General features: G+C 63.0%; 32 protein-coding genes. 20 read left to right on the forward strand and 12 right to left on the reverse strand.

What is annotated here, in order from left to right:
- Positions 1-67 precede the first annotated feature (67 nt).
- Complete coding sequence (locus tag J1C56_RS18315; protein ID WP_214391499.1) at positions 68-241, reverse strand: hypothetical protein; 174 nt, start codon at positions 239-241, stop codon at positions 68-70.
- A gap of 90 nt (positions 242-331) precedes the next feature.
- A complete protein-coding gene (locus J1C56_RS18320) occupies positions 332-526 on the reverse strand; it encodes a hypothetical protein (RefSeq protein ID WP_214391500.1) in 195 nt (64 codons plus the stop codon).
- A 149-nt stretch (positions 527-675) separates the two neighbouring features.
- Here J1C56_RS18320 and J1C56_RS18325 point away from each other — a divergent pair, with 149 nt between their 5' ends.
- Entirely contained in the window at positions 676-1,149 is a 474-nt protein-coding gene (locus tag J1C56_RS18325) for a YciE/YciF ferroxidase family protein (protein WP_214391501.1), read from the forward strand.
- Between the two features lie 17 nt (positions 1,150-1,166).
- Here the strand turns inward: J1C56_RS18325 and J1C56_RS18330 are convergent, their stop codons facing one another.
- Together J1C56_RS18330 and J1C56_RS18335 are read right to left on the reverse strand one after the other, a co-directional pair.
- Positions 1,167-1,313, reverse strand: coding sequence for a hypothetical protein (locus tag J1C56_RS18330; protein WP_115733637.1), 147 nt, complete (start codon positions 1,311-1,313; stop codon positions 1,167-1,169).
- A gap of 83 nt (positions 1,314-1,396) precedes the next feature.
- Positions 1,397-1,867: a hypothetical protein gene (locus J1C56_RS18335; protein ID WP_214391502.1), complete on the reverse strand. Its 471-nt coding sequence runs from the start codon at positions 1,865-1,867 to the stop codon at positions 1,397-1,399.
- Between the two features lie 357 nt (positions 1,868-2,224).
- On the opposite strand from J1C56_RS18335, the gene J1C56_RS18340 reads away from it, so the two are divergent.
- Positions 2,225-2,989, forward strand: a complete 765-nt coding sequence (locus tag J1C56_RS18340) for a sulfite exporter TauE/SafE family protein (RefSeq protein WP_214391503.1) — start codon at positions 2,225-2,227, stop codon at positions 2,987-2,989.
- Here J1C56_RS18340 and J1C56_RS18345 read toward each other — a convergent pair.
- The gene (locus J1C56_RS18345) at positions 2,986-3,156 is read right to left on the reverse strand and encodes a hypothetical protein (RefSeq protein ID WP_214391860.1); all 171 of its coding nucleotides are present in this window, start codon (positions 3,154-3,156) and stop codon (positions 2,986-2,988) included. The genes J1C56_RS18340 and J1C56_RS18345 overlap by 4 nt on opposite strands.
- Before the next feature lie 217 nt (positions 3,157-3,373).
- On the opposite strand from J1C56_RS18345, the gene J1C56_RS18350 reads away from it, so the two are divergent.
- Complete coding sequence (locus J1C56_RS18350) at positions 3,374-5,281, forward strand: propionyl-CoA synthetase (protein WP_214391504.1); 1,908 nt, start codon at positions 3,374-3,376, stop codon at positions 5,279-5,281.
- A gap of 28 nt (positions 5,282-5,309) precedes the next feature.
- Here the strand turns inward: J1C56_RS18350 and J1C56_RS18355 are convergent, their stop codons facing one another.
- The 3 genes from J1C56_RS18355 to J1C56_RS18365 form a co-directional block, all read right to left on the reverse strand.
- Entirely contained in the window at positions 5,310-5,726 is a 417-nt protein-coding gene (locus tag J1C56_RS18355; RefSeq protein ID WP_214391829.1) for a GFA family protein, read from the reverse strand.
- A gap of 62 nt (positions 5,727-5,788) precedes the next feature.
- Positions 5,789-6,550, reverse strand: a complete 762-nt coding sequence (locus J1C56_RS18360; protein WP_214391505.1) for an NADPH-dependent F420 reductase — start codon at positions 6,548-6,550, stop codon at positions 5,789-5,791.
- An 18-nt stretch (positions 6,551-6,568) separates the two neighbouring features.
- Complete coding sequence (locus J1C56_RS18365) at positions 6,569-6,919, reverse strand: SRPBCC domain-containing protein (RefSeq protein ID WP_214391506.1); 351 nt, start codon at positions 6,917-6,919, stop codon at positions 6,569-6,571.
- A gap of 191 nt (positions 6,920-7,110) precedes the next feature.
- Between J1C56_RS18365 and J1C56_RS18370 the strand changes: the two genes are divergently transcribed.
- Positions 7,111-8,763, forward strand: a complete 1,653-nt coding sequence (locus J1C56_RS18370) for an alpha/beta hydrolase (protein ID WP_214391507.1) — start codon at positions 7,111-7,113, stop codon at positions 8,761-8,763.
- 42 nt (positions 8,764-8,805) lie between these two features.
- Here J1C56_RS18370 and ybaK read toward each other — a convergent pair whose 3' ends face one another.
- Positions 8,806-9,279 carry a Cys-tRNA(Pro) deacylase gene (ybaK, locus tag J1C56_RS18375; protein ID WP_214391508.1) on the reverse strand — a complete coding sequence of 158 codons (474 nt, stop codon included), beginning with the start codon at positions 9,277-9,279 and terminating at the stop codon, positions 8,806-8,808.
- Between the two features lie 160 nt (positions 9,280-9,439).
- Between ybaK and J1C56_RS18380 the strand changes: the two genes are divergently transcribed.
- The 6 genes from J1C56_RS18380 (at position 9,440) to J1C56_RS18405 (ending at position 12,416) form a co-directional block, all read left to right on the forward strand.
- On the forward strand, positions 9,440-10,441 hold the full coding sequence (locus tag J1C56_RS18380) for a bestrophin family protein (protein ID WP_214391509.1): 1,002 nt from the start codon (positions 9,440-9,442) through the stop codon (positions 10,439-10,441).
- Positions 10,442-10,527: 86 nt separating this feature from the next.
- Positions 10,528-10,851: an ArsR/SmtB family transcription factor gene (locus tag J1C56_RS18385; protein ID WP_214391510.1), complete on the forward strand. Its 324-nt coding sequence runs from the start codon at positions 10,528-10,530 to the stop codon at positions 10,849-10,851.
- Entirely contained in the window at positions 10,848-11,258 is a 411-nt protein-coding gene (locus J1C56_RS18390; protein WP_214391511.1) for an SRPBCC family protein, read from the forward strand. The genes J1C56_RS18385 and J1C56_RS18390 overlap by 4 nt, the downstream gene beginning before the upstream one ends.
- Positions 11,259-11,293: 35 nt before the next feature.
- The gene (locus J1C56_RS18395; protein WP_246591566.1) at positions 11,294-11,518 is read left to right on the forward strand and encodes a hypothetical protein; all 225 of its coding nucleotides are present in this window, start codon (positions 11,294-11,296) and stop codon (positions 11,516-11,518) included.
- Positions 11,518-11,934 (forward strand): DUF1801 domain-containing protein, encoded by a 417-nt coding sequence (locus J1C56_RS18400; protein WP_214391512.1) that lies wholly within the window; start codon positions 11,518-11,520, stop codon positions 11,932-11,934. The genes J1C56_RS18395 and J1C56_RS18400 overlap by 1 nt, the downstream gene beginning before the upstream one ends.
- Before the next feature lie 32 nt (positions 11,935-11,966).
- The gene (locus tag J1C56_RS18405) at positions 11,967-12,416 is read left to right on the forward strand and encodes a GNAT family N-acetyltransferase (RefSeq protein ID WP_214391513.1); all 450 of its coding nucleotides are present in this window, start codon (positions 11,967-11,969) and stop codon (positions 12,414-12,416) included.
- A gap of 6 nt (positions 12,417-12,422) precedes the next feature.
- Here the strand turns inward: J1C56_RS18405 and J1C56_RS18410 are convergent, their stop codons facing one another.
- Positions 12,423-12,902, reverse strand: a complete 480-nt coding sequence (locus tag J1C56_RS18410) for a VOC family protein (RefSeq protein WP_214391514.1) — start codon at positions 12,900-12,902, stop codon at positions 12,423-12,425.
- Positions 12,903-13,188: 286 nt separating this feature from the next.
- Here J1C56_RS18410 and J1C56_RS18415 point away from each other — a divergent pair, with 286 nt between their 5' ends.
- From J1C56_RS18415 to J1C56_RS18440, 6 genes are all read left to right on the forward strand, one after another.
- Complete coding sequence (locus tag J1C56_RS18415) at positions 13,189-13,821, forward strand: glutathione S-transferase family protein (RefSeq protein WP_214391515.1); 633 nt, start codon at positions 13,189-13,191, stop codon at positions 13,819-13,821.
- A 103-nt stretch (positions 13,822-13,924) separates the two neighbouring features.
- Positions 13,925-14,710 carry an SDR family NAD(P)-dependent oxidoreductase gene (locus J1C56_RS18420; RefSeq protein ID WP_214391516.1) on the forward strand — a complete coding sequence of 262 codons (786 nt, stop codon included), beginning with the start codon at positions 13,925-13,927 and terminating at the stop codon, positions 14,708-14,710.
- 95 nt (positions 14,711-14,805) lie between these two features.
- Complete coding sequence (locus J1C56_RS18425; protein ID WP_214391517.1) at positions 14,806-14,979, forward strand: hypothetical protein; 174 nt, start codon at positions 14,806-14,808, stop codon at positions 14,977-14,979.
- 28 nt (positions 14,980-15,007) lie between these two features.
- Positions 15,008-15,619: a DJ-1/PfpI family protein gene (locus tag J1C56_RS18430; RefSeq protein ID WP_214391518.1), complete on the forward strand. Its 612-nt coding sequence runs from the start codon at positions 15,008-15,010 to the stop codon at positions 15,617-15,619.
- A 184-nt stretch (positions 15,620-15,803) separates the two neighbouring features.
- The gene (locus J1C56_RS18435; RefSeq protein WP_214391519.1) at positions 15,804-16,520 is read left to right on the forward strand and encodes a helix-turn-helix transcriptional regulator; all 717 of its coding nucleotides are present in this window, start codon (positions 15,804-15,806) and stop codon (positions 16,518-16,520) included.
- Positions 16,521-16,646: 126 nt separating this feature from the next.
- On the forward strand, positions 16,647-17,081 hold the full coding sequence (locus J1C56_RS18440; RefSeq protein WP_214391831.1) for a GFA family protein: 435 nt from the start codon (positions 16,647-16,649) through the stop codon (positions 17,079-17,081).
- A 40-nt stretch (positions 17,082-17,121) separates the two neighbouring features.
- Here the strand turns inward: J1C56_RS18440 and J1C56_RS18445 are convergent, their stop codons facing one another.
- A complete protein-coding gene (locus tag J1C56_RS18445; protein WP_214391520.1) occupies positions 17,122-17,925 on the reverse strand; it encodes a class I SAM-dependent methyltransferase in 804 nt (267 codons plus the stop codon).
- Positions 17,926-18,117: 192 nt separating this feature from the next.
- Here J1C56_RS18445 and J1C56_RS18450 point away from each other — a divergent pair, with 192 nt between their 5' ends.
- The 4 genes from J1C56_RS18450 (at position 18,118) to J1C56_RS18465 (ending at position 22,010) form a co-directional block, all read left to right on the forward strand.
- Positions 18,118-19,587 carry a serine hydrolase gene (locus J1C56_RS18450; protein WP_214391521.1) on the forward strand — a complete coding sequence of 490 codons (1,470 nt, stop codon included), beginning with the start codon at positions 18,118-18,120 and terminating at the stop codon, positions 19,585-19,587.
- Positions 19,588-19,814: 227 nt separating this feature from the next.
- Positions 19,815-20,345, forward strand: a complete 531-nt coding sequence (locus tag J1C56_RS18455) for a dihydrofolate reductase family protein (RefSeq protein WP_214391522.1) — start codon at positions 19,815-19,817, stop codon at positions 20,343-20,345.
- A gap of 16 nt (positions 20,346-20,361) precedes the next feature.
- Positions 20,362-21,093 (forward strand): TetR/AcrR family transcriptional regulator, encoded by a 732-nt coding sequence (locus J1C56_RS18460; RefSeq protein ID WP_214391523.1) that lies wholly within the window; start codon positions 20,362-20,364, stop codon positions 21,091-21,093.
- 53 nt (positions 21,094-21,146) lie between these two features.
- On the forward strand, positions 21,147-22,010 hold the full coding sequence (locus J1C56_RS18465; RefSeq protein WP_214391524.1) for an SDR family NAD(P)-dependent oxidoreductase: 864 nt from the start codon (positions 21,147-21,149) through the stop codon (positions 22,008-22,010).
- Positions 22,011-22,166: 156 nt separating this feature from the next.
- On the opposite strand, the gene J1C56_RS18470 is transcribed toward J1C56_RS18465, so the two are convergent.
- On the reverse strand, positions 22,167-22,637 hold the full coding sequence (locus tag J1C56_RS18470) for a nucleoside deaminase (protein ID WP_214391525.1): 471 nt from the start codon (positions 22,635-22,637) through the stop codon (positions 22,167-22,169).
- Positions 22,638-22,772: the final 135 nt, after the last annotated feature.

The raw sequence follows: 22,772 nt of genomic DNA on the forward strand, positions 1-22,772 counted from the left end.
ATTGGCCGTCCTTTCGATCGATTTGGCATCCCACTGGTCAGCGACCCCGCCGCGTCGAAGCGATCGTTTATTGCTTGGGCTCGGAGATCTGTTCGTGGATCGCTTGAAAACACGCGTCGAGATCGCGATGCAGGCGCTCGCTGACGTCGCCCGCTGTGACAACGTCCAGCACCGGATCGTTGGGGTCGGCCGGTTGGCCGTGCCAGGCCGAGGCCAGGAAGTTCTGCAAAAACTCATACATCGCGGGTCTCACTGTTGTCTCGCCATGAGACAACCCCCGATGCGGCAGAGCGTTCCATTGACGCCGTTCAAAACGGGACGAAGGCGAGCGCTACTCTTCCTCGTCGTATCCGAGCAGCGTCAGGAGCTGATCGACGAGCAGTTCGGCCATCGTCCGGTTGATCGCGAGTTCCACGGCGCCATCGTCGGTCTCAAGGTTGAGCAGCGCCAGAAGCGGCTCATCGTTCACCACGGTCGTGTCGACAGCCAACACCCGGTTCGGAGCGGTATTCGTCAATCTTGCCATGGCGCATAATTCCATCAAGCCGTGTTAGCGGCAATGGAGATCTTGCCGGTGGAAGACGGGCGGCAGCGCCCATCGCCATAGGCCACAAGGGCAGGAACCTTTGCGCCGCCCATCGCTTATTCCCCACACCAACACAGAGGAAAGCGATCATGAAGACCCTTGCAGAGCTGTTCGAACACACCTTGCACGACATTTATTACGCCGAAAATGCCATCGCCAAGGCACTGCCGACCGTGTCCAAGGCAGTGACCGACAGCAAGCTCAAGCAGGCGTTCGACGACCATCTGGAGGAGACCAAGGGTCACGTTCAGATATTGAAGAAGGTGTTTTCTTCAGTCGGCCTCAAGCCTGAAGGCGAAAAGTGCGACGCCATCGAGGGCCTGCTGAAAGAAAGCGCAGGCCTGATCGAAGAGACCTCGGGTACGGCATTGAATGCTGGCCTGCTCGCGGCGGCACAGGCCGTCGAGCACTACGAGATCGCCCGCTATGGCTCGCTCAGGGAATGGGCCAAGGTTCTCGGCCACGACGAGGCGCACAAGCTGCTGAGCGAGATCCTCGACGAGGAAAAGGCCGCCAACAGCAAGCTGACCAACCTCGCAGTGGCTGGCGTCAACAAGAAGTAGCCAGCGACAGGCGCTGGTTACTTTTCCTGGACCGAAATGCCGGTTTCGTCGATGCGCAGTTCGACGCCCTTGGGCTTCGACTCTTCACGATAGACATAGATGCCAAGAGCGATGACGGCTGCAACCAGCGCGCCGATGATGAGGTAGAGGTTGTTCTGCTTCATCAGGCACACGTAGCTGCCGGCAGCCGGCAAGTCCAGCAACCCGGTGATCGGTGGCGTGGCGAGCCAACACGCCGCGCCACCGATCAGTCGGAGCCAACGATCCCGTTGCCGATGGTAGTGGGCGAACGTTCAGGCCAGAACCAGATGAAGGCAGCGACAATGGTCGCGACGAGTTGGGCGAGCATCACCGCGCTCTCGGCAAGCGATCCGGCCTGCCATAACTTGGCCAGCCCGGCCGCGGCCAGCACCGCCAGGGCATAGAACACCGCGCGTGGCAGGTAGGCGGCGAATGCGAAGTCGCAAACCACCCGCGCCACCCAGACGCCGGCGCATGCGCCGGCAGCCGCGCCGACCATGGCGGCAAAAATCTGGAGGTAGCGCGACGGCCGCACGCCCGCTGTGATCCAATCGCCAAGCACCAGCAGCTGACCGACGGCAATGCTCAACGCGGCCATCACGAAGTAAGCGACAAGCGTACAGATCATTAGCGCCAGGACCATGGCGGCAACCGTCGTCGGCCCGAAGGGGACTTTGGCAACACCTTGGGAACTCATCCCGCCCGCTCCCGATCCTGGATGCATCAAAATACCACGAAACGCGGCGGCCGTTTCCTACAGGAATTCAGCTCATTTCGACCAGAGCCATTCCAGCAGGAACATCACAGCGACCAGGCGGCATGTTCTGGCGGCGTCGTGTTCGCATCCTTGTCCCATCCCGGCACAGAAACCGCTGGCATGAGTCATGCATGGTATGTCTTGCCGGCGGTAGCCGGAGCCTGATTTGTCTCAAATCAGGTGGGGCTCGCCGGGGTGGGGAAGGGGTTTCCCTCCGGCGAGCTCTTGTCTGCCCCCAGGCGCAAAGCGTCAGTGGCTCCTTGCCCGCCCACACACGGGCATTGCAAGCTGGCCGGCATGCCGGAACAGCTTTTCCTCATCATCGGTGCCGTCTTTGTCCTTGCCGGACTGGTCAAGGGCGTCGTCGGGCTTGGCCTGCCCACGGTCGCGATGGGGCTGCTTGGTCTTGTCATACTGCCGGCGGAGGCCGCCGCACTGCTCCTGCTGCCCTCCTTCGTCACCAACATCTGGCAGTTGCTCGTCGGGCCCGACATCACGACACTTGTCCGCCGCCTGTGGCCGATGATGCTGGCGGTGTTCGCCGCGACGCTTGCCTCCACCGGCCTGATCACCAGCAGATACACCGGCATGGTCACATCAGGGCTCGGGCTCGTGCTGCTCGTCTACGCCGCGCTCGGCCTGCTCAAGCTCAGAATGTCGGTACCGTCAGCCGCCGAGCCTTGGGCCGGGCCTGTCGTCGGCGCGCTCACCGGCATCATGACCGGCGCCACCGGCGTCTTCGTCATTCCGGCCGTGCCCTATCTCGGTGGATTGGGACTTGGCCGCGACGATCTCGTCCAGGCGCTCGGGCTCTCCTTCACCGTTTCCACCGTGGCCCTAGGCATCGGGCTGTGGTCGAACGACGCCATTCCGCTCCAGTCGATCGGCATATCGGCCCTGGCCATCGTTCCCGCCTTAGCCGGCATGTGGCTGGGCGGCTGGCTGCGCAGCCGCGTCGAGCCGGAAAGCTTCAGGCGCTGGTTCTTTGCCGGACTGGCGCTGCTCGGCGCGCATATTTCGTGGCAGGGCCTCGCCCCGGCCTTTCAGGGCGCGATTTTCTAGTGCCCCAGCAACGCGGTGATCGATATCGCCGCCAGCGCCAGCACCGCAAGCTTCCAGAAGTCCCGCCGCTGCCTCAGCCCCGGCAGGCCGAGCGGCTTGATCAGCTGGAGCGCCATGATGGCAAGGATGATGAGCGACAGCGCCTTCGACATGCTGCCTTTGATCAACTTCGCGCGCCCCTGTCAAAGCCGGTGGCCCGATCTGCTACAGTGTGCCGGCGCGCTACAGTTTGAGAACAGCGGCCTTGCATCGAAACGCTTCGAAAAAGCCAGTTTGCGGACAGGCTCTTAAACCAAGGTCAAATGGACGCCCCGGCGGCCCGGCGGGTACAAGACATGCCAACAAAGACGCCCTCGAGGGCCACTGTCCTGGGAAGGAGACGCCATGCCATCTCGCTATCACGAGGTCTATGACGGTTGGGCCAGCGATCCCGAGGGGTTCTGGGCCGAGGCGGCAAGGGCGATCGACTGGTTCAAGCCATGGGACAAGGTCTTCGATGCCAAGCGCGGCGTCTATGGCCAGTGGTTTTCCGGGGCTGAATGCAACACCTGCTACAACGCGCTCGACCGCCATGTGCTGGGCGGCCGTGCCGAGCAGGTCGCCCTGATCCACGACAGCCCGATCACCGGAACGCAGCAGAAGTTCACCTATGCCGGGCTGCTCGCCGAAGTGAATGCGCTCGCCAGCGTGCTCCAGGACCAGGGCGTGCAAAAAGGCGACCGCGTCATCATCTACATGCCGATGGTCGCCGAAGCGGCATTCGCCATGCTTGCCTGTGCCCGCCTTGGCGCCATCCATTCGGTCGTGTTCGGCGGCTTTGCCGCCAAGGAGCTGGCCACCCGCATCGACGACGCCACGCCGAAGCTGATCATCTCGGCCTCCTGCGGCATCGAGCCGGGCCGCGTCGTCGCCTACAAGCCGCTGCTCGACGGCGCCATCGAACTCTCCGCCCACAAGCCTGAGAGCTGCGTGATCCTGCAGCGGCCGCAGCTTGGCTGCGATCTCGTTGCCGGCCGCGACCTCGACTATGCCGACACTGTCGGCGCCGCCAAGGCCGCCGGCCGCACGGTCGAATGCGTCTCCGTCGCCGCCACCGATCCGCTCTACGTGCTCTACACCTCGGGCACCACAGGCCAGCCCAAGGGCGTGGTCCGCGACAATGGCGGCCACATGGTCGCGCTCAAATGGTCGATGGAAAACCAATTCGGCGTCAAGCCCGGCGAAGTGTTCTGGGCGGCGTCCGATGTCGGCTGGGTCGTCGGCCACTCCTACATCGTCTATGCCCCGCTGCTGCACGGCGCCACCACCATCCTGTTCGAGGGCAAGCCGGTCGGCACGCCCGATGCTGGCACATTCTGGCGTGTCATTTCGGAACACGGGGTCGTCGCCCTGTTCACCGCGCCCACCGCCTTCCGCGCCATCAAGAAGGAAGACCCGCAAGGGCTCTTCGTGCCGCAATACGACCTGTCGAAATTCCGCACTTTGTTCCTCGCCGGCGAGCGCGCCGACCCCGAAACCATCAAATGGGCCGAAAACAAGCTGAAGGTCCCTGTCATCGATCACTGGTGGCAGACCGAGACCGGCAGCCCGATCAGCCAGAACCCGGTCGGGCTCGGGCTGTTGCCGGTCAAATACGGCTCGCCCTGCGTGCCGATGCCGGGCTACGACGTGCGCGTTCTCGACGATGCCGGCCACGAGGTCGGGCGTGGCACGCTCGGCAATGTCGTCATCAAGCTGCCCTTGCCGCCCGGCTGCCTGCCGACGCTGTGGCACGCCGACGAGCGCTTCTTCAGCGCCTACCTCGCCGAGTTTCCCGGCTACTACAAGACCGCGGATGCCGGCTATATCGACGATGAAGGCTACCTGTTCATCATGGCCCGCACCGACGACATCATCAACGTCGCCGGCCACCGCCTGTCGACCGGCGGCATGGAGGAGGTCGTCGCCGAGCATCCCGACGTCGCCGAATGCGCCGTCATCGGCATCGCCGACGCCATGAAGGGCCAGATCCCTTGCGGCTTCATCGTGCTCAACTCGGGTGTCGACCGCGACACCGGCATCATCGAGAAGGAAGTCGTCGGCCTCGTCCGCGACCGCATCGGCCCCGTCGCCGCCTTCAAGATGGTCGTCACCATCAAGCGCCTGCCCAAGACCCGCTCCGGCAAGATCCTGCGCGGCACCATGCAGAAGATCGCCGACCGCGAGGAGTGGAAGATGCCGGCAACGATCGACGATCCTGTCGTCCTCGACGAGATATCCGAGGCGCTGAAAGCGCGCGGCATCGGGGTCTAGGCTCAGGACCCATCAATCCTTCACCACGTCACGTCCCCCTCGGCATTCGCTCGAATGTCTGCAACGCGGGGTCCATCGTGTCCCAGCCATGGCGGCGGATGCTGTATGTGACCGCGTGCGGGTTGAATTGGTCCGGATCGTCAAGGCTGGTCGCGGGGACCGCGATCAAGTCCGGCATCCCGACGAATGTCAGGTAGACAGGCGTGCCGCAGGTCGGGCAGAAGGCGTGGACCTTTTCGTTGCCGCTGTCGCCCGCTACCCGCCAGGTGTTCGCATCGCCCGTAATTGTGACATCGGCGCGTTGGGGGAAGGTCAAATAGGATCCATGCCCGGTGCCGCTTCGTTTCTGGCAATCGCGGCATTGGCAATGGTTCTGGAAAATGGGTTCGCTGCTCGTTTCATAACGGATCGCGCCGCACGCGCATCCGCCGGCGCAAGGGATCAGGCCGATTTTGGCTTGGCGAGAAGGTCTATCCAGGGCCAGGATCTCGCGCCTGAACCCCGGCTCTAGAATGGATTGAGTGAACGGTTCAGTGCTATGATATCAGCATGGACATCGGCATAGGTCGGCTTATTGGCAAAGAGCCTGCCATATTTCTCCCTCCACACGCTGTCGCGTATCTTCTCTGCCCTGCCTTTAACGGCTGCCCTGATCCCTTCCCGCGTCTTTGCCGCACCATAGTCGCAACAATAGGCAGGCGTTGAAGGTTGCTGCCGCCACGATTCCTCTAGCGAACCACCATCGACCGGATCAAACCCCAATTCATTCACCAGTCCCATGACGATCTGTTTGGCCCGAGCATCATCACCCGCGACGGGGATAGCTAACCGATCTGGCGAGCCCTCGGGCTTTCCCAGTTCAGAGAGGGCGTAGAACATGATGTTATTGAACGCCTTGAAGATGGGGCGGCCAAGCTGCTGCGATACCCAGACACTTTCCGGCATTCCGGCGTCGATCTGCGGAATGCGGGGATCGCGCACGTCGGGATAATAGTTCGCGGTATCAACGATTGCTACGCCTTCCGCCGTCCGATCGAACAGGTCGCTGGGCAGTGTCGCCACGGCGGGAAAGGGCATCGACAGCAGCACAACGTCCGCACCTTCCACGGCGCCGTAGATGTCGGCAGCAACAGCTCCGATTTCATTCGCGCGTTTCTTGACTGCCTCCAGGCCGCGCGAATTGGCGACACACACGCTGTGGCCCTTTTTGCTCCACCTCGAGGCGATAGTTCCCCCCATTTCGCCAATGCCAATAACGCCGATCTTCATGATTTCGCCTTTCCGTTGTCAGGCCGATTTCGGCTTGGCGAAAACGTCGATTGCGCGGCCGGTTTCCAGGAAGGATTTCAAGCTGGACAGCACGATCGGCCAGCCCTTGCTGATACCGTTTGCCATGCCGCTGCCGGCTTCGAGTTCGTCATGGGTAACGGTCAGCCGGACCATGGTGTCGTATTCCTCGATGTCGAACGTCACCCGGCTGTAACTTGCCGGACTTGCGGCCTCGGACGGGTCTGCCCAGGTGAAGGCGGCTCGGCGGCAAGGCTCGCCGAGCGTCGGCCCGTTCTTTTCGCACAGAAGGTCAAGCAGCCTACTGCGTGTCGGGTCGCCCAGCGCTTTGAAAACCTTGTCAGCGTCCATTGGTCTCGTTCGTATGTGGAGCACAATATGCAGGTAAATGCCTGCATGTCAAATGGCAGCTAAGCCCGCCGCGACCGCATGGCCGGCCACGCGCCCGACAGGTGGCGCGGCCCTGTAACGTCAGCTTCGGTATTGCGCCATGGCGAAGCGCAGGGCAACGTGCCCGCGAACGGGCATATCGGGGGCATTGCATGCTGCGAAACTGGGTCATCAGGTACTGGTATTCGTTCTCGACGACCGGCCTGCTGCTCGGCACGCTGTTCTTCGCCGCGTCGCTGACCCCGACGCTTATCCCGCGCAACTACCTGACCCAGGGCGTACTCTCCGGCCTTTCCGCCGCCGTCGGCTATGGCTGCGGCTTCTTCCTGCGCTGGCTGTGGCGCTATCTTGAGCTGCCCGAACTCAAGGCGCGAACATTGCTCGGCGGCAAGCTCGTCGCCGCCGTCGCCTGCGGCATTATCGGCCTGGTCTTCCTGTGGCGCGCCTCCGAATGGCAGAATTCGATCCGCGCCCTGATGAAGCTCGACCCGGTCGACACCGCCCACCCGCTCGAAGTCGGCGCCATCGCGCTCGTCACCTTCATCGTGCTCGTCGCACTTGGCCGGCTGTTCAAGCGGACGCTGATCTTCGTCTCCGAAAAGCTGCGCCGCTTCGTGCCGACGCGCGTGTCCTACGTCATCGGCACCACCATCGCGGTGCTGCTGTTCTGGTCGGCGGCCGACGGCATCATCTTCCGCTACGGCCTGCGTGTGATGGACAGCTCGTTCCAGCGCCTCGACACGCTGATGCCGCCAGAAACGCAGCAGCCCTCCGATCCCGCCAGGACCGGCAGCGCCGCATCCCTGGTGCGCTGGCAGGACCTCGGCCGCATGGGCCGGTCCTACATCGCCACCGGTCCCACCGCCGCCGATATCGGCAACCTCACCGGCAAGCCGGCCAAGGCGCCGGTACGCGTCTATGTCGGGCTGCAGTCGGGCGACACGCCGCAGCAGCGCGCCAAACTCGCGCTGGAGGAACTCAAGCGCGCCGGCGGCTTCGAGCGCTCGACGCTTGTCATCGTCACGCCCACCGGCACCGGCTGGGTCGACGAACAGGCCATCGACCCGATCGAGTTCCTGCACAATGGCGACGTCGCCAGCGTCGCCACCCAGTATTCCTATCTCGCCAGCTGGCTGTCGCTGCTGGTTGAACCAGGCTACGGCGCCGAACAGTCGCGCGCATTGTTCACCGAGATCTACGGCTACTGGCACACGCTGCCCCGGGAAACGCGCCCGAAACTTTATTTGTTCGGCCTCAGCCTTGGGGCCCTCAGCACGGAGCTTTCCAACGAGCTGTTCGAGGTGCTTGGCGATCCCTATCAGGGCGCGCTGCTCAGCGGCCCGCCCTTCGCCAGCCGCATCTGGCGTTCGATCACCGATGACCGCAATGCCGGCACGCCGGAATGGCTGCCCCAATTCCGCGACGGCTCCTATGTTCGCTTCACCGCGCAAAAGAACGCGCTCGACATCACGGGCGCCCAATGGGGCCCGCTGCGCCTCGTCTACCTGCAATACGCCTCGGACCCGATCGTCTTTTATGAAACCCACGCGCTCTACCGCGAACCCGACTGGATGAAGACGCCGCGCGGGCCCGACGTGTCGCCCGAGCTGCGCTGGTACCCCGTCGTCACCTTCCTGCAGCTGACGCTCGACATCGCCATGGCCACCACCGCCCCGATGGGCTACGGCCACGTCTACGCTGCCGAGCACTACATCGACGCCTGGATGCAGGTCGCCGACATCAAGGGCTGGTCGCCGGACGACGTCACAAGGCTGAAGCAGCATTTCATCGACAAGAGGAAATAGCGTTGCGTCCAGCGTGGCCGAACAGCACCTTCGGCCGAAACATCAGCGGATCAGGTCGGCCGCTTTTGCGCCAAGCGCGGCGATCAGATCGTCCGGGCGCATGCGGATCTGCAGGCCCCTCTGGCCGCCATTGAGATAGACCTCGTCCTCCAGCGTTGCCATCTCCTCGACGGCGGTCGCCACCTGCTTGCGCTGGCCGAAGGGCGAGATGCCGCCGACCTTGTAGCCGGTCAGCCGCTCGGCATCGACGGGCTTCATCATCTGCGCCGCCTTGGCACCGAAAGCGGCTGCGACCTTCTTCATGTTGACCTCCTGGTCGGAGGGCACGACCACGCAGGCCGGCTTGCCGTCGACTTCGACCATCAGCGTCTTGAGCACGATGGCAGGCGAAACCCCCATCGCCTCGGCCGCCTGCAACCCGACGCGCTCGGCACCGGCGTCGTAGTCATAGCTCGCGAGCGCAAACGGAATGCCCGACTTGGTCAGTGCGAGCGTGGCGGGAGTGGTCTTCGACATGCCCTGTTTTGCAACAGCGCCGCGGCGGCGCGCAAGTGTGGTTCCATGGATGGGGCAATGGGTGGAACCGCCATATCGCGTGACTGTCAAAACGATTTCGACCGATTATGGTGAGCTCGATGGCGTGATTTGCCTGCCGTGAAGGGATTCGGGACATCCAATGTATGTAGGTCGTTCTTACAGGTTGCTGGACTTCGCCCTTTGGTCGCGGCGCAGCGTCATCTACATGGTCGTGGTCAGCGGCCTGGCGATTGCGGCCTATCGCCTTCCGGGCACCTCGGGTTTCTCGGTGCCATGGTCCATCGTATTGGTGCTTGGCACGACCGTGTCGCTCGTTGCCGGGTTCAAGAATTCGCAGGTATTCACGCGCGCCAACGAGGCCCTGCAGGCCTTTTCGCAGATCACCGCAAGCAGCCGGTTGTGGTCCAGCTTTTGCCGCGACTTCACGGATGCCGCCACAGCCAGGCAGCTTGTCCATCGCCACCTCGCCTGGCTGACGGCATTGCGCTTTGCGTTGCGACGTCCGATGCCATGGGAGTCGCTGGCACGGGCAGCCAATGTCGAGTTCCGCCGGCGGCGATATCACATCCAGGAAGACAAGACTTCGCTGGCCGACGAACTACGCGGGCTGCTGGGCGAGGAAGCCGAGAACGTCCTGAAATCGCCTCAGCCGGCAACAGCCCTGCTCGACATGCAATTGACCCAAGTCAACGGACTGCTCAAAAGCACCAGCATTCCGCCGCAGATCTATTCGGAACTCACCAAGCTCATTCGTGATTTCCACGACCAGCAGGCGCGTTGCGACCGTATCAAGAACAATCCCTATCCCCGGCAATACGCGATCATCAGCTCAATGTTCATGATGATCTTCTGCACCTTGCTGCCGTTTGGCATTGTCCCGGTCTTTGCCGAAATGGGCAAGCTGGGTGGCGTGCTCGGCGCTATCGCGATCTGGCTCACCATTCCGTTCAGCGCCCTTCTGGGCTGGGTGTACATGTCGCTCGATCTGGTCGGCGAGAGCAGCGCCAACCCATTCGAAGGCGGCGCCAATGACGTGCCCATCTCCCAGATCTGTCGGGACATCGAGATCGAGCTGCGCAGGGGACTTGGCGAAACCAACCTGCCGAAACCACTGCCAGCGCTCAACGACATCGCGACCTGAAGGCAGCCGAACAGCTCTTTCCACCCCATTGACAATCCCATACCCAATTGGCTATGCATCATCACATAGCCAATTGGGTATGACTCATGACCGAGCCTCAGGATGCGATCTTTCGCGCGCTTTCCGATCCGACGCGCCGCGGCCTGTTCGAGCGTCTCTGCCGCGATGGCGACACCACCGTCGTGGGCCTCCTGGGCGAGGCCGGCGTCTCGCAGCCGGTGGTTTCCAAGCACTTGAAGATCCTGAAGACGGCCGGGCTGGTGCGCGACCGGCAGCAGGGCCGCTACACCTACTACAGCGCCGAGCGCAATGCGCTGAGAACCCTGGTCGACTGGACGACTGAGATGTCCGGTTTCTGGAACGACCGCTTCGACGATCTCGACAATTTACTCAAGAGGATGGACCAATGACCGAAACAATGGAAACCACGCGCTCGGTCGTGGTCGAACGCGATTTTCCCTACCCGCCGGAAAAGCTCTGGCGCGCGCTGACCCAGCCGCATCTCATCGCCGAATGGCTGATGAACAACGACTTTGCCCCCGAGGCCGGCCGCCGCTTTAAGCTTTCCGCCGACTGGGGCCAGGTCGATTGCGAGGTCGAGACGGTCGAGGAGCACCGCGCGCTGTCCTATCGCTGGGACACCAAGGACCTCCGGAGCATCGTCACCTGGACGCTCGCCCCCACCGCGTCGGGCACCAGCCTGCGCATGGAGCAGCACGGCTTCACCACCGCCCAGAAGGCCTACTTCCAGGGCGCATCGGTCGGCTGGCCGCGCTTCTTCGATCAGTTGGGCAACGTCGTCGCCAAGCTCGACTGACCGCAGCGCCGCCATCGATTTCAGGGAGTATTGCAATGAGCCAAGTGATCCGCATCGTCCATCGCTGGACCTCGCTCCTGTTCAGCCTGATCGTCGCATCGATCTTTGCCGGCATGGCCCTCACCACCTTGCCTGAATGGTACTATTACCTGCCCCTGCCGCCGCTCTTCGTGCTGATCCCGACCGGCATCTACATGTTCTTCGCACCCTATTTCAGCGGCGGGCAGGACGCTTTGCCGGCTGCCAAGGGCCGCGCCTGATGGCCAAGGACGCAGCACCCAGGCTGCTGTCCGGCGGCAATCCGCAGATTGCGAAGGGTTATGGCGACGCTGTCGTCCAGTCCTACATCGACGCCATGCCCGACTGGAAACACGACGTCGGCCGCCGCATCGACGCCCTCGTCACCGAGGCGGTGCCTGATGTGGTCAAGGCGGTGAAATGGAACTCACCCTTCTACGGCATGGAGAAGGACATCTGGTTCCTCGGCTTCCACTGCCTGACCAAATACGTCAAGGTCGCCTTCTTCAAGGGCGCGCAACTCTCGCCGCTGCCGCCCGGCACGTCCAGGCAGGCCGACGTGCGATATCTCGACATCCATGAAGGCCGTCCCTTCGACGAAGGCCAGTTCGCCGACTGGGTCAGGCAGGCAAGCCGCCTGCCCGGCGAGAAGATGTGAGGCAGCAACTGAACGAGCGCACGGGAACTGCAATGACAACAGGCATTCGGGCTGCTCATCCAGAGGACAGGGATGCCCTCGGCGCGCTCAAGTTGCGGTCTTCACTGGCCTGGGGTGACCATGTCGAGGAACTGCGGGCGATGCCGGAGGCGAGAGAAGTTCCGGCAGCGCACCTGCCGCATGTCACGGTCGCCGAATCGGCCGGGCAGATCGTCGGCTTCGCGACAGTCCTTCCAGGCGACGCCGCTGATCGAGCCGAACTGGAGGATCTCTTTGTCGCGCCAGAAGCATGGCGAAAAGGCATAGGCAGCCTGCTCCTCGCCGAAGCAGAACGCCGCGCCAAGGCGCTCGGCGCGGGAACACTGGAGGTGGTGGCGGGCGAGCGGGCTCGCCCGTTCTACGAGGCCTCTGGCTTCCGGTTTGCCGGAACCGTGCAGACAGATCTGGCACCAGCCGTCAGGCTACAGAAGGACATTCGTTAGCCTGCCTCACCCCCGCCGTGCGGCCTCGATCGCGGCCACGTCGATCTTCCTCATGTCCATCATCGCGGCAAACGCCCGCTTGGCTTCGGCGCCGCCGGCAGCCATGGCCTCGGTCAGCACGCGCGGCGTGATCTGCCAGTTGATGCCCCATTTGTCCTTGCACCAGCCGCAGGCACTTTCCCGCCCGCCATTGCCGACGATGGCGTTCCAGTAACGGTCGGTCTCTTCCTGGTCGTCGGTCGCGATCTGGAAGGAAAAGGCCTCGTCATGCGTGAACATTGGCCCGCCATTGAGGCCGATGCAGGGGATGCCGGCGACGGTGAATTCGACCGTCAGCACGTCGCCCTCCTTGCCCGAGGGGTAGTCGCCGGGCGCGCGATGGACGGCAGTGATCTTGGTGTCGGGAAACACCGTGGCATAGAATCGGGCCGCGGCCTCGGCATCCTTGTCGTACCACAGGCAGATCGTGTTCTTGGCAGTCGGCATTGTGCGCTCCTGTCGCTTGCAGCCTGTTCGGCGTTAACCCGCCCGCCTTTCCGACATAGGGGCGCGACGGCCATTGTCCACCCCGGCCACCCGGTGATGGAAGGCCACGGCGGCTGTCTGCTGACAAAAGCACCAGCCACGGCCGTGTGCTATTGGAGCTTCCGAACGCGAAATGCCCAGGCTCAAGAAATGACTCAAGAAAATGCGACGAGGCTGTCGGCAACCCTGCCCAGCGTTCGTCCTGTGGAGGCACCATGCAAGGACATGCACCACCCGGAGCCTGCCGATGACTCCCACCATCACCGCTTTTGAGGCTTCGCCCGACCAGGGCCAGGGACTGGCGCGCGACATGCGCGTACGCTGGGCGCTCGAGGAAGTAGGCCAGCCCTACGAAGTCCGTCTGGTTTCGTTCAAGGCGATGAAGCTATCAGCGCATCTGGCGCGTCATCCCTATGGGCAGATCCCGACCTACGAGGAAGGCGACCTCGTCCTGTTCGAGTCGGGCTCAATCATCCATGCCGGGCTGCTGCCAAGCGAAGCCAACGCCCGGGCGCGCGCCATCACCTGGATGTTTGCGGCGCTGAACACAGTCGAGCCGCCGATCGTCGAACTCGAGCAGGCGCCTTTCGTGGAAGGCGACAAGCCCTGGCTCGAGGAGCGGATACCGATGCTCAAGGATCGCATCCGCGTCCGGATGGACCAACTTTCCAATAGGCTCGGCGATGCCGAATGGCTCGATGGCGACTTCAGCGCCGGCGACCTGATGATGGTGATGGTGCTCCGCAGGCTGGAAGGGGATGGCATCGTGGAGGATTATCCGAACCTCGCCGCCTATGTCGCCCGAGGCCAGGCGCGGCCCGCCTACAGGCGCGCATACGACGCTCAGCTGGCGGTTTTCAAAGCAGCATCGGGCGGCTGAACAGGGACGGTGGTCGCCAGCCCTCCCCGTTGACCCCGCCTGCCCTTCCCGCCAGTGTCCGCCACTGGATTCGCCTTCCCGGCGACAACGGCAGGAGCGCTCAATGAAGCTCGACGGCAAGACGGCGATCATCACGGGCGGCGCCAGGGGCATCGGCTATGCCATTGCCGAGCGCTTTCTCAGGGAAGGCGCGCGCGTGGTCATCGCCGACATCGACCAGGAGCAGGGCTTTGCCGCCGAGCGCGACCTCGAGAAGCTCGGCCAAGCCCGCTTCGTCCGCGCCGACGTCGGCAAGCGCCTCGATGTCCACAATCTCGTCGCCTCGACAATCGACGCCTTCGGCGACATCGACGTGCTGGTCAACAATGCCGGTATCGACCACCAGGCCGACTTCCTCGACCTCACCGAGGACGATTTCGACCGCGTGCTCAGGATCAACCTCAAGGGTGCCTTCCTCGCCGGCCAGGCCGTTGCACGGATCATGGTCGACAAGGTCAAGGCGGGCGGCGCGCCGGGTACCATCATCAACATGTCGTCGGTCAACTCGGTCGTCGCCATCGCCGACCAGGTGCCCTACGCGGTGTCCAAGGGCGGCATCGCCCAGCTGACGACAGTCATGGCGCTCGGCCTCGCGCCCCACGGCATCCGCGTCAACGCCATTGGTCCCGGCTCGATCTCGACCGACATGCTGGCGCGCGCCAAGGCCGATCCGGCGGCGAAGGCCCGCATGCTGTCGCGCACCCCGCTCGGCCGCATCGGCGAGCCGCAGGAGATCGCCGCGATCGCCGCCTTCCTGGCCTCCGACGACGCCAGCTACATCACCGGGCAGACCATTTTCGCCGATGGCGGACGGCTCGCGCTCAACTACACGGTACCTGCCAAGGGCTGACGCGAATATAGTTCAAAACCCCAGCGTGCTCCTGACAGACTGCTGTCAGGAGGGGTGTGCGATACTCCTCTCACTCAAGATAAGGAGGACCCGTCATGAACACGTTCACACCTGGCATCTTTCGCACCATCAGGCATTATGCCGGCAAGGTCAGGACCATGCACAATGAGATCCGCACCGAGCGTCTCATGAATTCCCTGCCGACGAGCATCCGCAAGGATATCGGCTGGCCCGACCGTTTCGACGCCCGCCGCGCCGACCGCAACTGACACATCGCCTGACACAGGGAACACGCCCATGACCGCACCCAAGACCATCGGCGTCTTGTTCATCGAAGGCTATGCCGACTGGGAATACGGCCTGCTGGCTGCCTCGGCGGTCGAGTGGTTCGGCTCGCGCGCGGTGGCGATTTCGCCGCATGGCTCGCCGCTGACCTCGATCGCCGGCTTCAGTCTTTCCCCCACGCGCGGCGCGGATCCCTTGGAAAACAACGACCTGGACGCGGTCGCGGTGATCGGTTCGGACGGCTGGACGGCGAAGGACGCGCCGGACGTTTCGCCGCTGCTCAAGGCAGTCGCCGCGCGCGGCGGTGTCGTCGGCGGCATCTGCGCCGGCACGCTGGCGCTCGCCCGCGCCGGCCTGTTTGAAGGTGTCTCCCATACCAGCAACGGCCGCGACTGGATCCTCGGCCATGAGCCGGCCTATGCCGGTAGCGCAGCCTACCAGGACGTGCCGCACGCCGTTGCCGACAACAACGTCGTCTCGGCCCCCGGCTCGGCGCCAGGCACCTTCGCCGCGGCCTTTCTCGAGACGCTGTTTCCGGAACAGGTCGACCAGATCGCCGGGATGCGCGCCATGTTTGCGCGCGAGCATGCCACGGTCGCACCAGAGCATGGTGACGTCTCCTGACAATACGCTGTCAGGAGGCCTGTGCGATGATAGGATGAAGAGGTTCGCATTCCGAGGTCTTCGGCGCAGCTCGGCGCCAGGTACGAGACGGCATGCCGGACCGACTTTTTGACGACGCGCATTGTCATCGACGCCAGGCGCCCCCACTTGGCAAAGAACAGCGCGAGACTTTGAGGGGTTTTCGATGAGACGCGCCGATAGGCTGTTCCAGATCGTACAGCATCTCCGAGGTGGCCGCCTGGTCACCGCGCACAAGCTGGGCGCGTGGCTCGAGGTTTCCGAGCGCACGATCTATCGCGACATCGCCGACCTGCAATCGACGGGTGTGCCGATCGATGGCGAGGCCGGGGTGGGCTATATGATGAGGGAGGGTTTCGACCTTCCGCCGCTGATGTTCACACGAGACGAAATCGTAGCATTGGTTGCCGGCGCCCGCATGGTCCGCGCCTTCGGCGGTGCCGCCATGGCGCGCGCCGCCGACGAGGCGCTGGTCAAGATCGGCGCTGTCCTGCCCGACTCGGAAAAGGACCGCATCGCCCGCACCGAGATCCATACCCCGATGTGGGTGGTCTCCGACGCCGACCGCGAGGCGATCGACCTGATCGAACGCGCCGTCGAAAAGCGCCAGGTGCTGAAGCTCGATTACAATGACGAGGCCGGTCGCGGCTCGGCCCGCGAGGTGCGTCCGCTCGGCCTGTGGTTCTGGGGCAAGGTCTGGACCCTGATCGCCTGGTGCGAGATGCGCAACGACTTCCGTGCCTTCCGCATCGACCGCATTTCCTCGGTCGCCTCAGCCGGCCGCGCGTTCAAGCCCGAACGCGGCAAGTTGCTCGTCGACTATTACCGCAGCGTCGAACGCAGCGAATCCTTCGGCACCCCCGACCGCAACTTCCACGGCTGACAACGAGTTCCCTCCCGCCCGCTCCCAAATTGTCCCGGTGACAAGCCGGGACTTTCCTTTGCCCGTCGCAGGCAATACCGGCATGCTGGCATGCTTGGCGATATGAAGCGGGAAGAGAGACTGCCGATGGACATGGACATCCACGAGATCAACGGCGCCTGCCACTGCGGCACGGTCCGCCTGCGCGTCAGGCTGTCGGACGGCCTGCGCAGCGCGCGGCGCTGCACCTGCTCCTACTGCCGGATGAAGGGCGCCGTCGCCCTGTCGGCCGACCTTGGCGGCGTCGATGTCCTGGCAGGTGAAGAAGCCCTCACCCTCTATCAGTTCAACACCATGGCCGCGAAGCACTACTTCTGCTCGAAATGCGGCATCTACACCCATCACCAGCGCCGCTCGAACCCCAACCAGTTTGGCGTCAACGCCGCTATCCTGGAAGGCATCAGCCCGTTCGACTTCACCGAAATCCCGGTCATGGACGGCATCAACCATCCCTCGGACCGCAAGGGCGGCATGTCAGGCTCGGGCATCGCCGGCACGCTGAAGTTCATCGCCAGCGAATAGGCCGGCTTGCTTCGCCAGGCGGCCGGAAGTGAGCCGCCGCTCAGCCTTGCCTGTTTGCCCTGACCATCCAGGCGCGCGCCAAAAGTTCGATCGGCTCGGTTGATCCCAGCCGCTCGGCCAGGCGCGCCTTGAGTTTCGCCCGCTGATACTCGTTCAGGCTCATGCAGTACCCGGGCGCCGGCCCCGCGCCGAGCGTAAACGGCTGCCAGAACGCCTCGAAATCCGCGAAGCGGGTTTCGATCTCCATCGGCGCGATGGCGATGTCGCGCAGGCCGGCTTCCTGGCACAGCGCCAGCAGCCCTTCCCGTGTGCAGAATGGAAACCGCTTGCCTTCGCCCAGCTCCGCCGCGGCCGGATCGATGGTGATTGCTGCCTGCCAGAACTGGCGGATGAAGCCGATGCCGCCGCCCGGATAATCCCAGACATAAAACGACAGCAGGCCACCCGGTTTCAGCACGCGCTGCATTTCGGCAAGGGCGGCCGGCCTGTCGGGAACAAAGTTGAGCACGAGGCCGGAAGTGACGACGTCGATGCTTGCCGGCTCGGCCGGCAGGTTCAGCGCATCCGCCACCTCGAACCGGACGCGGCCGTCGCCGATCGCCTTGCGGGCGTGCGCGACGAAATCGGCCGACGGGTCGATGGACAGTATCGAGCGTGGTGCCGCAGCTGAAAGCACGGCTGCCGTCAACGCGCCGGTGCCGCAGCCGATCTCAAGCCACGCCGCCTGCTCGGGCGGCGAAAGCCAGGCGACGAATTTCGTCGCCACCAGCCGGCTCCACCGGCCCATGTAATGCTCGTAGCTGTTGCCAGCACTCCAGGCGTCGAATGCGGCGGATCCGCTCATCTCGCACCTCGGGGGCATTTCGAGTTCGCTGAAGCCCGGATCATGCGCCTGTCAGGGCGAACCGGCAAGCCAGACGACTGCGCTTGGCAGCCCATCTGATTGGGCGCGCACCGCGCAATGCTCTTGCAATCTCAAGCTGTCAGATGAGCGATGCTCCCAAGCGACAACGCCTGTTCGAGAGACAGCAACACGATGACTTCCAATAGAAAACCAACTGCGCTTTCAGGTGCCCTGACGGCCGCCGCGGCGATCTGCACAGTGGCTGCTTTCTCCGGTGGCCTGCTCTATCTTGACCAACTGATCGAGAGACCTTTCACGGTGACGACAGCATCCGCCAGCAACGCCTCCAATCCATTCCCGGCCGATTCGGAAATCCGCAAGATCCTTGCCGAACGCATCGACCTCAGGGGCGAAAGCGTCGGCATCGTCGTCGGCACGATCGGGCCGCAGGGCCGCAGCATCGTTGCACACGGCAAGTTCGGCGCCAACGATCCACGCCCTGTCGATGGCAACACGCTCTACGAGATCGGTTCGATCACCAAGGTCTTCACCGGCCTGTTGCTCGCCGAGATGGCGGCCAGCGGCGAAGTCGGGCTCGACGACCCGCTCGCAAACTACATGCCCGAAGGCGTCACCGTGCCCGAGCGCGCCGGCAAGGTGATCACGCTTGCCGATCTGGCAACCCATCGCTCCAGCCTGCCGAGCCTGCCCGACGATCTGATCCCGCCGGATACGCTCAATCCTTATGCCACCTATACCACCGAGCAGCTCTACCGCTTCCTGTCGCGCTACCAGCTGCCGCGCGACATCGGTGCAGATTTCGAATACTCCAACACCGGCTTCGGCCTGCTCGGCCAAGCGCTCGCTCGCCGTGCCGGCGTCGACTACGAGACGCTGGTGAGCCAGCGCATCACCGCCCAGCTCGGCATGTCGAGCACCGCGATCACGCTTTCGCCTGAACTCGCCAAGCGCATGGCCACCGGCCACAACAGCGATCTGCAGCCAGTTCCCAACTGGGACCTTCCGGCCTTCGCCGGCGCCGGTGCTTTGCGCTCGTCGACCAACGATCTGCTCAATTTCCTGGCTATGGCGCTGAGCACCGAAAAGTCCCCGCTCACCGACGCCGTTGCCGCGGCGAGCGTCAAGCGCAGGCCGGTCAACTACGACACACAGATCGGCCTCGCCTGGATGGTCACCGAGAGCTCGTCGGGCGACATCGTCTGGCACAGCGGCGGCACCGGCGGCTTTACCACCTTCATCGGCTTCCACCCTGCCTCCAAAACTGGCGTCGTCGTCCTCGCCAACTCCGACGCCGGGGTCAACGACATCGGCATGCACCTGCTCAACCGTGACATCCCGCTCACCGAGCCGAAGCCGAAGCCGGTCGAAGCCGTCATCGACCCCAAGCTGCTCGACGGCTATACCGGCCGCTACCAGTTGGCACCCGAGATGGTCTTCGACATCACGCGCGACGGCGACAAGCTGTTTGCCCAGCTGACCGGCCAGCCGAAGTTTCGCCTTTTCCCCGAGGGCGGGCATCGCTTCTTCTACAAGGATGTCGAGGCCGCGATCACCTTCGTGCCGGCCGACACCCGCCCATCGCCAAGCCTGACATTGCACCAATTCGGCAACGACGTGTCGGCGCCGCGACTGGCCGACTGATCCACCCAGCCCACATTCAAGAGAAAGGCCCCGTCGATGCGGGGCCTTTTTGCTTTGAGGCGGAAGGCAGGGTGTTGGCCCGGAAGCAGAAATTCGAAGGTCGCATGAGGGTGGTCAGCTGTGCTTTGACTGTTCGTCACTCCGACAAAGCGGCGTGCGGCCCAACCTCACTTTTGCGCAATGTCGCCTCAAGCTATTCTGAGTCCCTGCGGCGGAGATTATGCAGCATGGCGAAGCTCGTCTTTGGAATGAACCAGTCCCTGGACGGCTACGTCGACCACCAGGAATTTGCGCCTGACCCCGTGCTCTTTCGTCACTGGATAGAACACGTGCGCGACCTGGCGGGCAGTGTGTACGGTCGCCGCATGTACGAGGTCATGCGCTATTGGGACGAAGACCGTCCTGAGTGGAGTGCGGAGCAACGCGAGTTCGCGGCGGCGTGGCGGCGCCAACCCAAATGGGTCGTGTCGCGCTCGTTGAAGTCAGTCGGCCCCAACGCCACGCTTGTCGAGGATGACCTCGAGGCGGTGATACGCGAGCTGAAGGCTCGGCTCGTTGGGGAGATCGCAGTTTCCGGACCAGACCTGGCGCGAAGCCTGACCGACCTCGGCCTTATCGACGAGTATCGACTCTACTTCCACCCCGTCGTGCTTCGTCGCGGCAAGCCGTTCTTCGCCGGCCCCCGGCCGCCACTCCGCCTTGTTTTCACCGATCGCATTGGCGAGGACGTGATCAGGCTGACATACGTTCCTGCTTGATCGGACGCCCTCTTCCATGAACCGCACCAGTCACCAACGATCACCTGCAGGCGCTTCCGATCGGTCGGGTTCGATGGAACGACTGTTAGCCATCCTCCGCTCTGCGCAAAAGGCCCTTGACAATGAGCGACTAAACAGTCATTTAATGATCAGCACGAAAATATGGATGCAATCGAAACGCATGGCTCGACCTCTTAGCGACGATCGTAGGAATACCATCATCATAGCAGCGACCGAGCTGATTTCAGAACGAGGCCTGGGCACATCCACCGCCGACATCGCGAAGCATGCAGGCATCTCGAATGGCTCTGTCTTCACCTACTTCGAGACGAAAACGGACCTGTTCAACGCCATCTATTCCGAATTGAAGGAGGAACTAATCGCAACGGTCTTGGCCGCTATCCCTAGCGACCAAGAAGAGAAGTCACAATTGAGGTACTTTTGGTCTGCCCGTACGCAATGGGGTGTCACAAACCCCCAAAAGCGCAAGGCTTTGGCGCAGCTGCATGTCTCCGACAAGATTACCATCGTGAGCCGTCAAGCAGCCACGGTATCGGCTGCACCGATACTCAACCTGATAGCTCAGGTGGCGATGCGCGGAACATTGCGCGCCGCGCCGCCCAGCTATGTCGTAGAGCTGGTCGAAGGGATGGCAGGTACAACAATGGATTTCATGATCGCAAATCCTGCGATGGCAGAAGAGGCTTCACAGGCTGGCTTTGATGCCTTGTGGCGAATGCTAGCCTAAAAATTTCAACATTAAATGACTGTCCAGACAGTCAAAACGAAAGGAGATCGAATATGTCTAAGGTATGGCTGGTTACTGGCAGTGGCTCGGGCTTGGGACGGGCAATCACAATCAAGGCGTTGGAGGCGGGCCATCGTGTCGTAGCGACTGCACGCGACGTGAGCCAGTTAGATGACCTGGTTGCGTCCTATGGTCCTCGCGTAAAGGCGGCCCGTCTCGATGTTACCGATGAGCGAGAGAGCGTCGCCGCTGTAGACGTTGCCCTCTCCGTTTTTGGGCGCCTTGATGTTCTCGTAAACAATGCAGGGTTTGGTGAGACGCGGCCATTTGAAGAGGTTTCATCAGGCGATTTTCGTCGTGTAGTGGAAACCAATTTCTTTGGTGTCGTGAACCTCACGCGGGCCGCCCTCCCTGAAATGCGCCAACAAAGGAGCGGTCACATCATCCAGATTTCGTCGTTCGGTGGGCGATCTGCCTTGGCGGGTAACGCTGCTTACGTTGCTTCCAAGTGGGCGGTGGGTGGCTTTACCGAGACAATAGCTCTTGAAGTCGCACCGTTTGACGTCAAAGTGACCGCACTTGAACCGGGCGGCATGCGCACAAATTGGGGTAAGCGGGCATTTGGAAGCGTGCGTCCCATGCTGCCGGATTATGATGCCTCGATTGGGGAAACTGTCCGGCAACTTGAAGCATATTGGGGCAATGAACCGGGCGATCCCGAAAAGATCGCGCAAGTCGTCGTCGGCGTCGCTGAAGCCGATCGTCTGCCGCCTCACATCCTCCTCGGCTCAGACGCATTCCAAGGAGCACTTGGAGCTGACGCAGCAAGAAAGGCTGCTGCTGAGCGGTGGAGGGCCGTAAGCGCATGGACGGATGTTGCTTCCGAGGGACCGCTGCCTGATTTCCCTTCCGAATAGACAATCAGCTCCAACCGATTGACTTATCGCAAGTGGGAAATCGCGGAGATCAGGATCAACAAAGCGGCGCGCAGTTTATGCCCAACCTCACTTTTTGCGTCATGTCGCCTCAAGCTATTCTGAATACCCTGCGGTAGCGCCTTATGACGGGTTCTGTCACCAGAAATCCTTGTGGTCGTTGACGATCTCGTCTTCGAGCTCGGGAAATGGACCCCTAACCGCGACAGGGCGCCGTCCGGCAGCGAACACCTGGTGACAGCTCAGATCGAGGGTCAGATTCTCCGGGTTGTCTCCGGTCAGCTCGGCCAACCGCTTTTCGCTCAGGCCGTAGACCACGGTGCCGATGCCAGCCCAGTAACAGGCCCCCGCGCACATGCAGCACGGCTCGACCGAGGTCACCAGCGTGCATCGCTCGAGAAAGGCCGGGTCGTATTGCTGCGCGGCCGCGCGGGCGACATTCGCCTCTGCGTGGCCAACGCCGCGATCCCGCGCATAGGTATTGCCGGACGAAAGCAGCACGTCGCCCTCCGGCCCGACCAGGAGCGCCCCGAAGGGATGATTGCCGCTGGCCCGGCTCTCGGTGGCGATCTCCACGGCAAGACGTAGATACTCGGTATCGCTCCTCATGGACGCCTCCTTGGCATGCCCATTTGCAACTACACGCGTAAAGGCCCTTCGCCTGGGTTCCATCATCTTGGAGCGCTTGGGATCTGTCCAGCAGGCCGTTGAAAGAGGCCGCCGCTGCAAGGCAGTGATTGTGAT

Origin of the sequence: Aminobacter anthyllidis (genome assembly GCF_018555685.1) — a bacterium.
GTDB lineage: Bacteria > Pseudomonadota > Alphaproteobacteria > Rhizobiales > Rhizobiaceae > Aminobacter > Aminobacter anthyllidis.

What these genes read in the sequence shown, in the direction of transcription:
- J1C56_RS18315 (WP_214391499.1), bottom strand. Translation starts at nt 241, where the DNA reads ATGTATGAGTTTTTGCAGAACTTCCTGGCCTCGGCCTGGCACGGCCAA.
- J1C56_RS18320 (WP_214391500.1), bottom strand. Translation starts at nt 526, where the DNA reads ATGGCAAGATTGACGAATACCGCTCCGAACCGGGTGTTGGCTGTCGAC.
- J1C56_RS18325 (WP_214391501.1), top strand. Translation starts at nt 676, where the DNA reads ATGAAGACCCTTGCAGAGCTGTTCGAACACACCTTGCACGACATTTAT.
- J1C56_RS18330 (WP_115733637.1), bottom strand. Translation starts at nt 1,313, where the DNA reads ATGAAGCAGAACAACCTCTACCTCATCATCGGCGCGCTGGTTGCAGCC.
- J1C56_RS18335 (WP_214391502.1), bottom strand. Translation starts at nt 1,867, where the DNA reads ATGAGTTCCCAAGGTGTTGCCAAAGTCCCCTTCGGGCCGACGACGGTT.
- J1C56_RS18340 (WP_214391503.1), top strand. Translation starts at nt 2,225, where the DNA reads ATGCCGGAACAGCTTTTCCTCATCATCGGTGCCGTCTTTGTCCTTGCC.
- J1C56_RS18350 (WP_214391504.1), top strand. Translation starts at nt 3,374, where the DNA reads ATGCCATCTCGCTATCACGAGGTCTATGACGGTTGGGCCAGCGATCCC.
- J1C56_RS18360 (WP_214391505.1), bottom strand. Translation starts at nt 6,550, where the DNA reads ATGAAGATCGGCGTTATTGGCATTGGCGAAATGGGGGGAACTATCGCC.
- J1C56_RS18365 (WP_214391506.1), bottom strand. Translation starts at nt 6,919, where the DNA reads ATGGACGCTGACAAGGTTTTCAAAGCGCTGGGCGACCCGACACGCAGT.
- J1C56_RS18370 (WP_214391507.1), top strand. Translation starts at nt 7,111, where the DNA reads ATGCTGCGAAACTGGGTCATCAGGTACTGGTATTCGTTCTCGACGACC.
- ybaK (WP_214391508.1), bottom strand. Translation starts at nt 9,279, where the DNA reads ATGTCGAAGACCACTCCCGCCACGCTCGCACTGACCAAGTCGGGCATT.
- J1C56_RS18380 (WP_214391509.1), top strand. Translation starts at nt 9,440, where the DNA reads ATGTATGTAGGTCGTTCTTACAGGTTGCTGGACTTCGCCCTTTGGTCG.
- J1C56_RS18385 (WP_214391510.1), top strand. Translation starts at nt 10,528, where the DNA reads ATGACCGAGCCTCAGGATGCGATCTTTCGCGCGCTTTCCGATCCGACG.
- J1C56_RS18390 (WP_214391511.1), top strand. Translation starts at nt 10,848, where the DNA reads ATGACCGAAACAATGGAAACCACGCGCTCGGTCGTGGTCGAACGCGAT.
- J1C56_RS18395 (WP_246591566.1), top strand. Translation starts at nt 11,294, where the DNA reads ATGAGCCAAGTGATCCGCATCGTCCATCGCTGGACCTCGCTCCTGTTC.
- J1C56_RS18400 (WP_214391512.1), top strand. Translation starts at nt 11,518, where the DNA reads ATGGCCAAGGACGCAGCACCCAGGCTGCTGTCCGGCGGCAATCCGCAG.
- J1C56_RS18405 (WP_214391513.1), top strand. Translation starts at nt 11,967, where the DNA reads ATGACAACAGGCATTCGGGCTGCTCATCCAGAGGACAGGGATGCCCTC.
- J1C56_RS18410 (WP_214391514.1), bottom strand. Translation starts at nt 12,902, where the DNA reads ATGCCGACTGCCAAGAACACGATCTGCCTGTGGTACGACAAGGATGCC.
- J1C56_RS18415 (WP_214391515.1), top strand. Translation starts at nt 13,189, where the DNA reads ATGACTCCCACCATCACCGCTTTTGAGGCTTCGCCCGACCAGGGCCAG.
- J1C56_RS18420 (WP_214391516.1), top strand. Translation starts at nt 13,925, where the DNA reads ATGAAGCTCGACGGCAAGACGGCGATCATCACGGGCGGCGCCAGGGGC.
- J1C56_RS18425 (WP_214391517.1), top strand. Translation starts at nt 14,806, where the DNA reads ATGAACACGTTCACACCTGGCATCTTTCGCACCATCAGGCATTATGCC.
- J1C56_RS18430 (WP_214391518.1), top strand. Translation starts at nt 15,008, where the DNA reads ATGACCGCACCCAAGACCATCGGCGTCTTGTTCATCGAAGGCTATGCC.
- J1C56_RS18435 (WP_214391519.1), top strand. Translation starts at nt 15,804, where the DNA reads ATGAGACGCGCCGATAGGCTGTTCCAGATCGTACAGCATCTCCGAGGT.
- J1C56_RS18440 (WP_214391831.1), top strand. Translation starts at nt 16,647, where the DNA reads ATGGACATGGACATCCACGAGATCAACGGCGCCTGCCACTGCGGCACG.
- J1C56_RS18445 (WP_214391520.1), bottom strand. Translation starts at nt 17,925, where the DNA reads ATGAGCGGATCCGCCGCATTCGACGCCTGGAGTGCTGGCAACAGCTAC.
- J1C56_RS18450 (WP_214391521.1), top strand. Translation starts at nt 18,118, where the DNA reads ATGACTTCCAATAGAAAACCAACTGCGCTTTCAGGTGCCCTGACGGCC.
- J1C56_RS18455 (WP_214391522.1), top strand. Translation starts at nt 19,815, where the DNA reads ATGGCGAAGCTCGTCTTTGGAATGAACCAGTCCCTGGACGGCTACGTC.
- J1C56_RS18460 (WP_214391523.1), top strand. Translation starts at nt 20,362, where the DNA reads ATGAACCGCACCAGTCACCAACGATCACCTGCAGGCGCTTCCGATCGG.
- J1C56_RS18465 (WP_214391524.1), top strand. Translation starts at nt 21,147, where the DNA reads ATGTCTAAGGTATGGCTGGTTACTGGCAGTGGCTCGGGCTTGGGACGG.
- J1C56_RS18470 (WP_214391525.1), bottom strand. Translation starts at nt 22,637, where the DNA reads ATGAGGAGCGATACCGAGTATCTACGTCTTGCCGTGGAGATCGCCACC.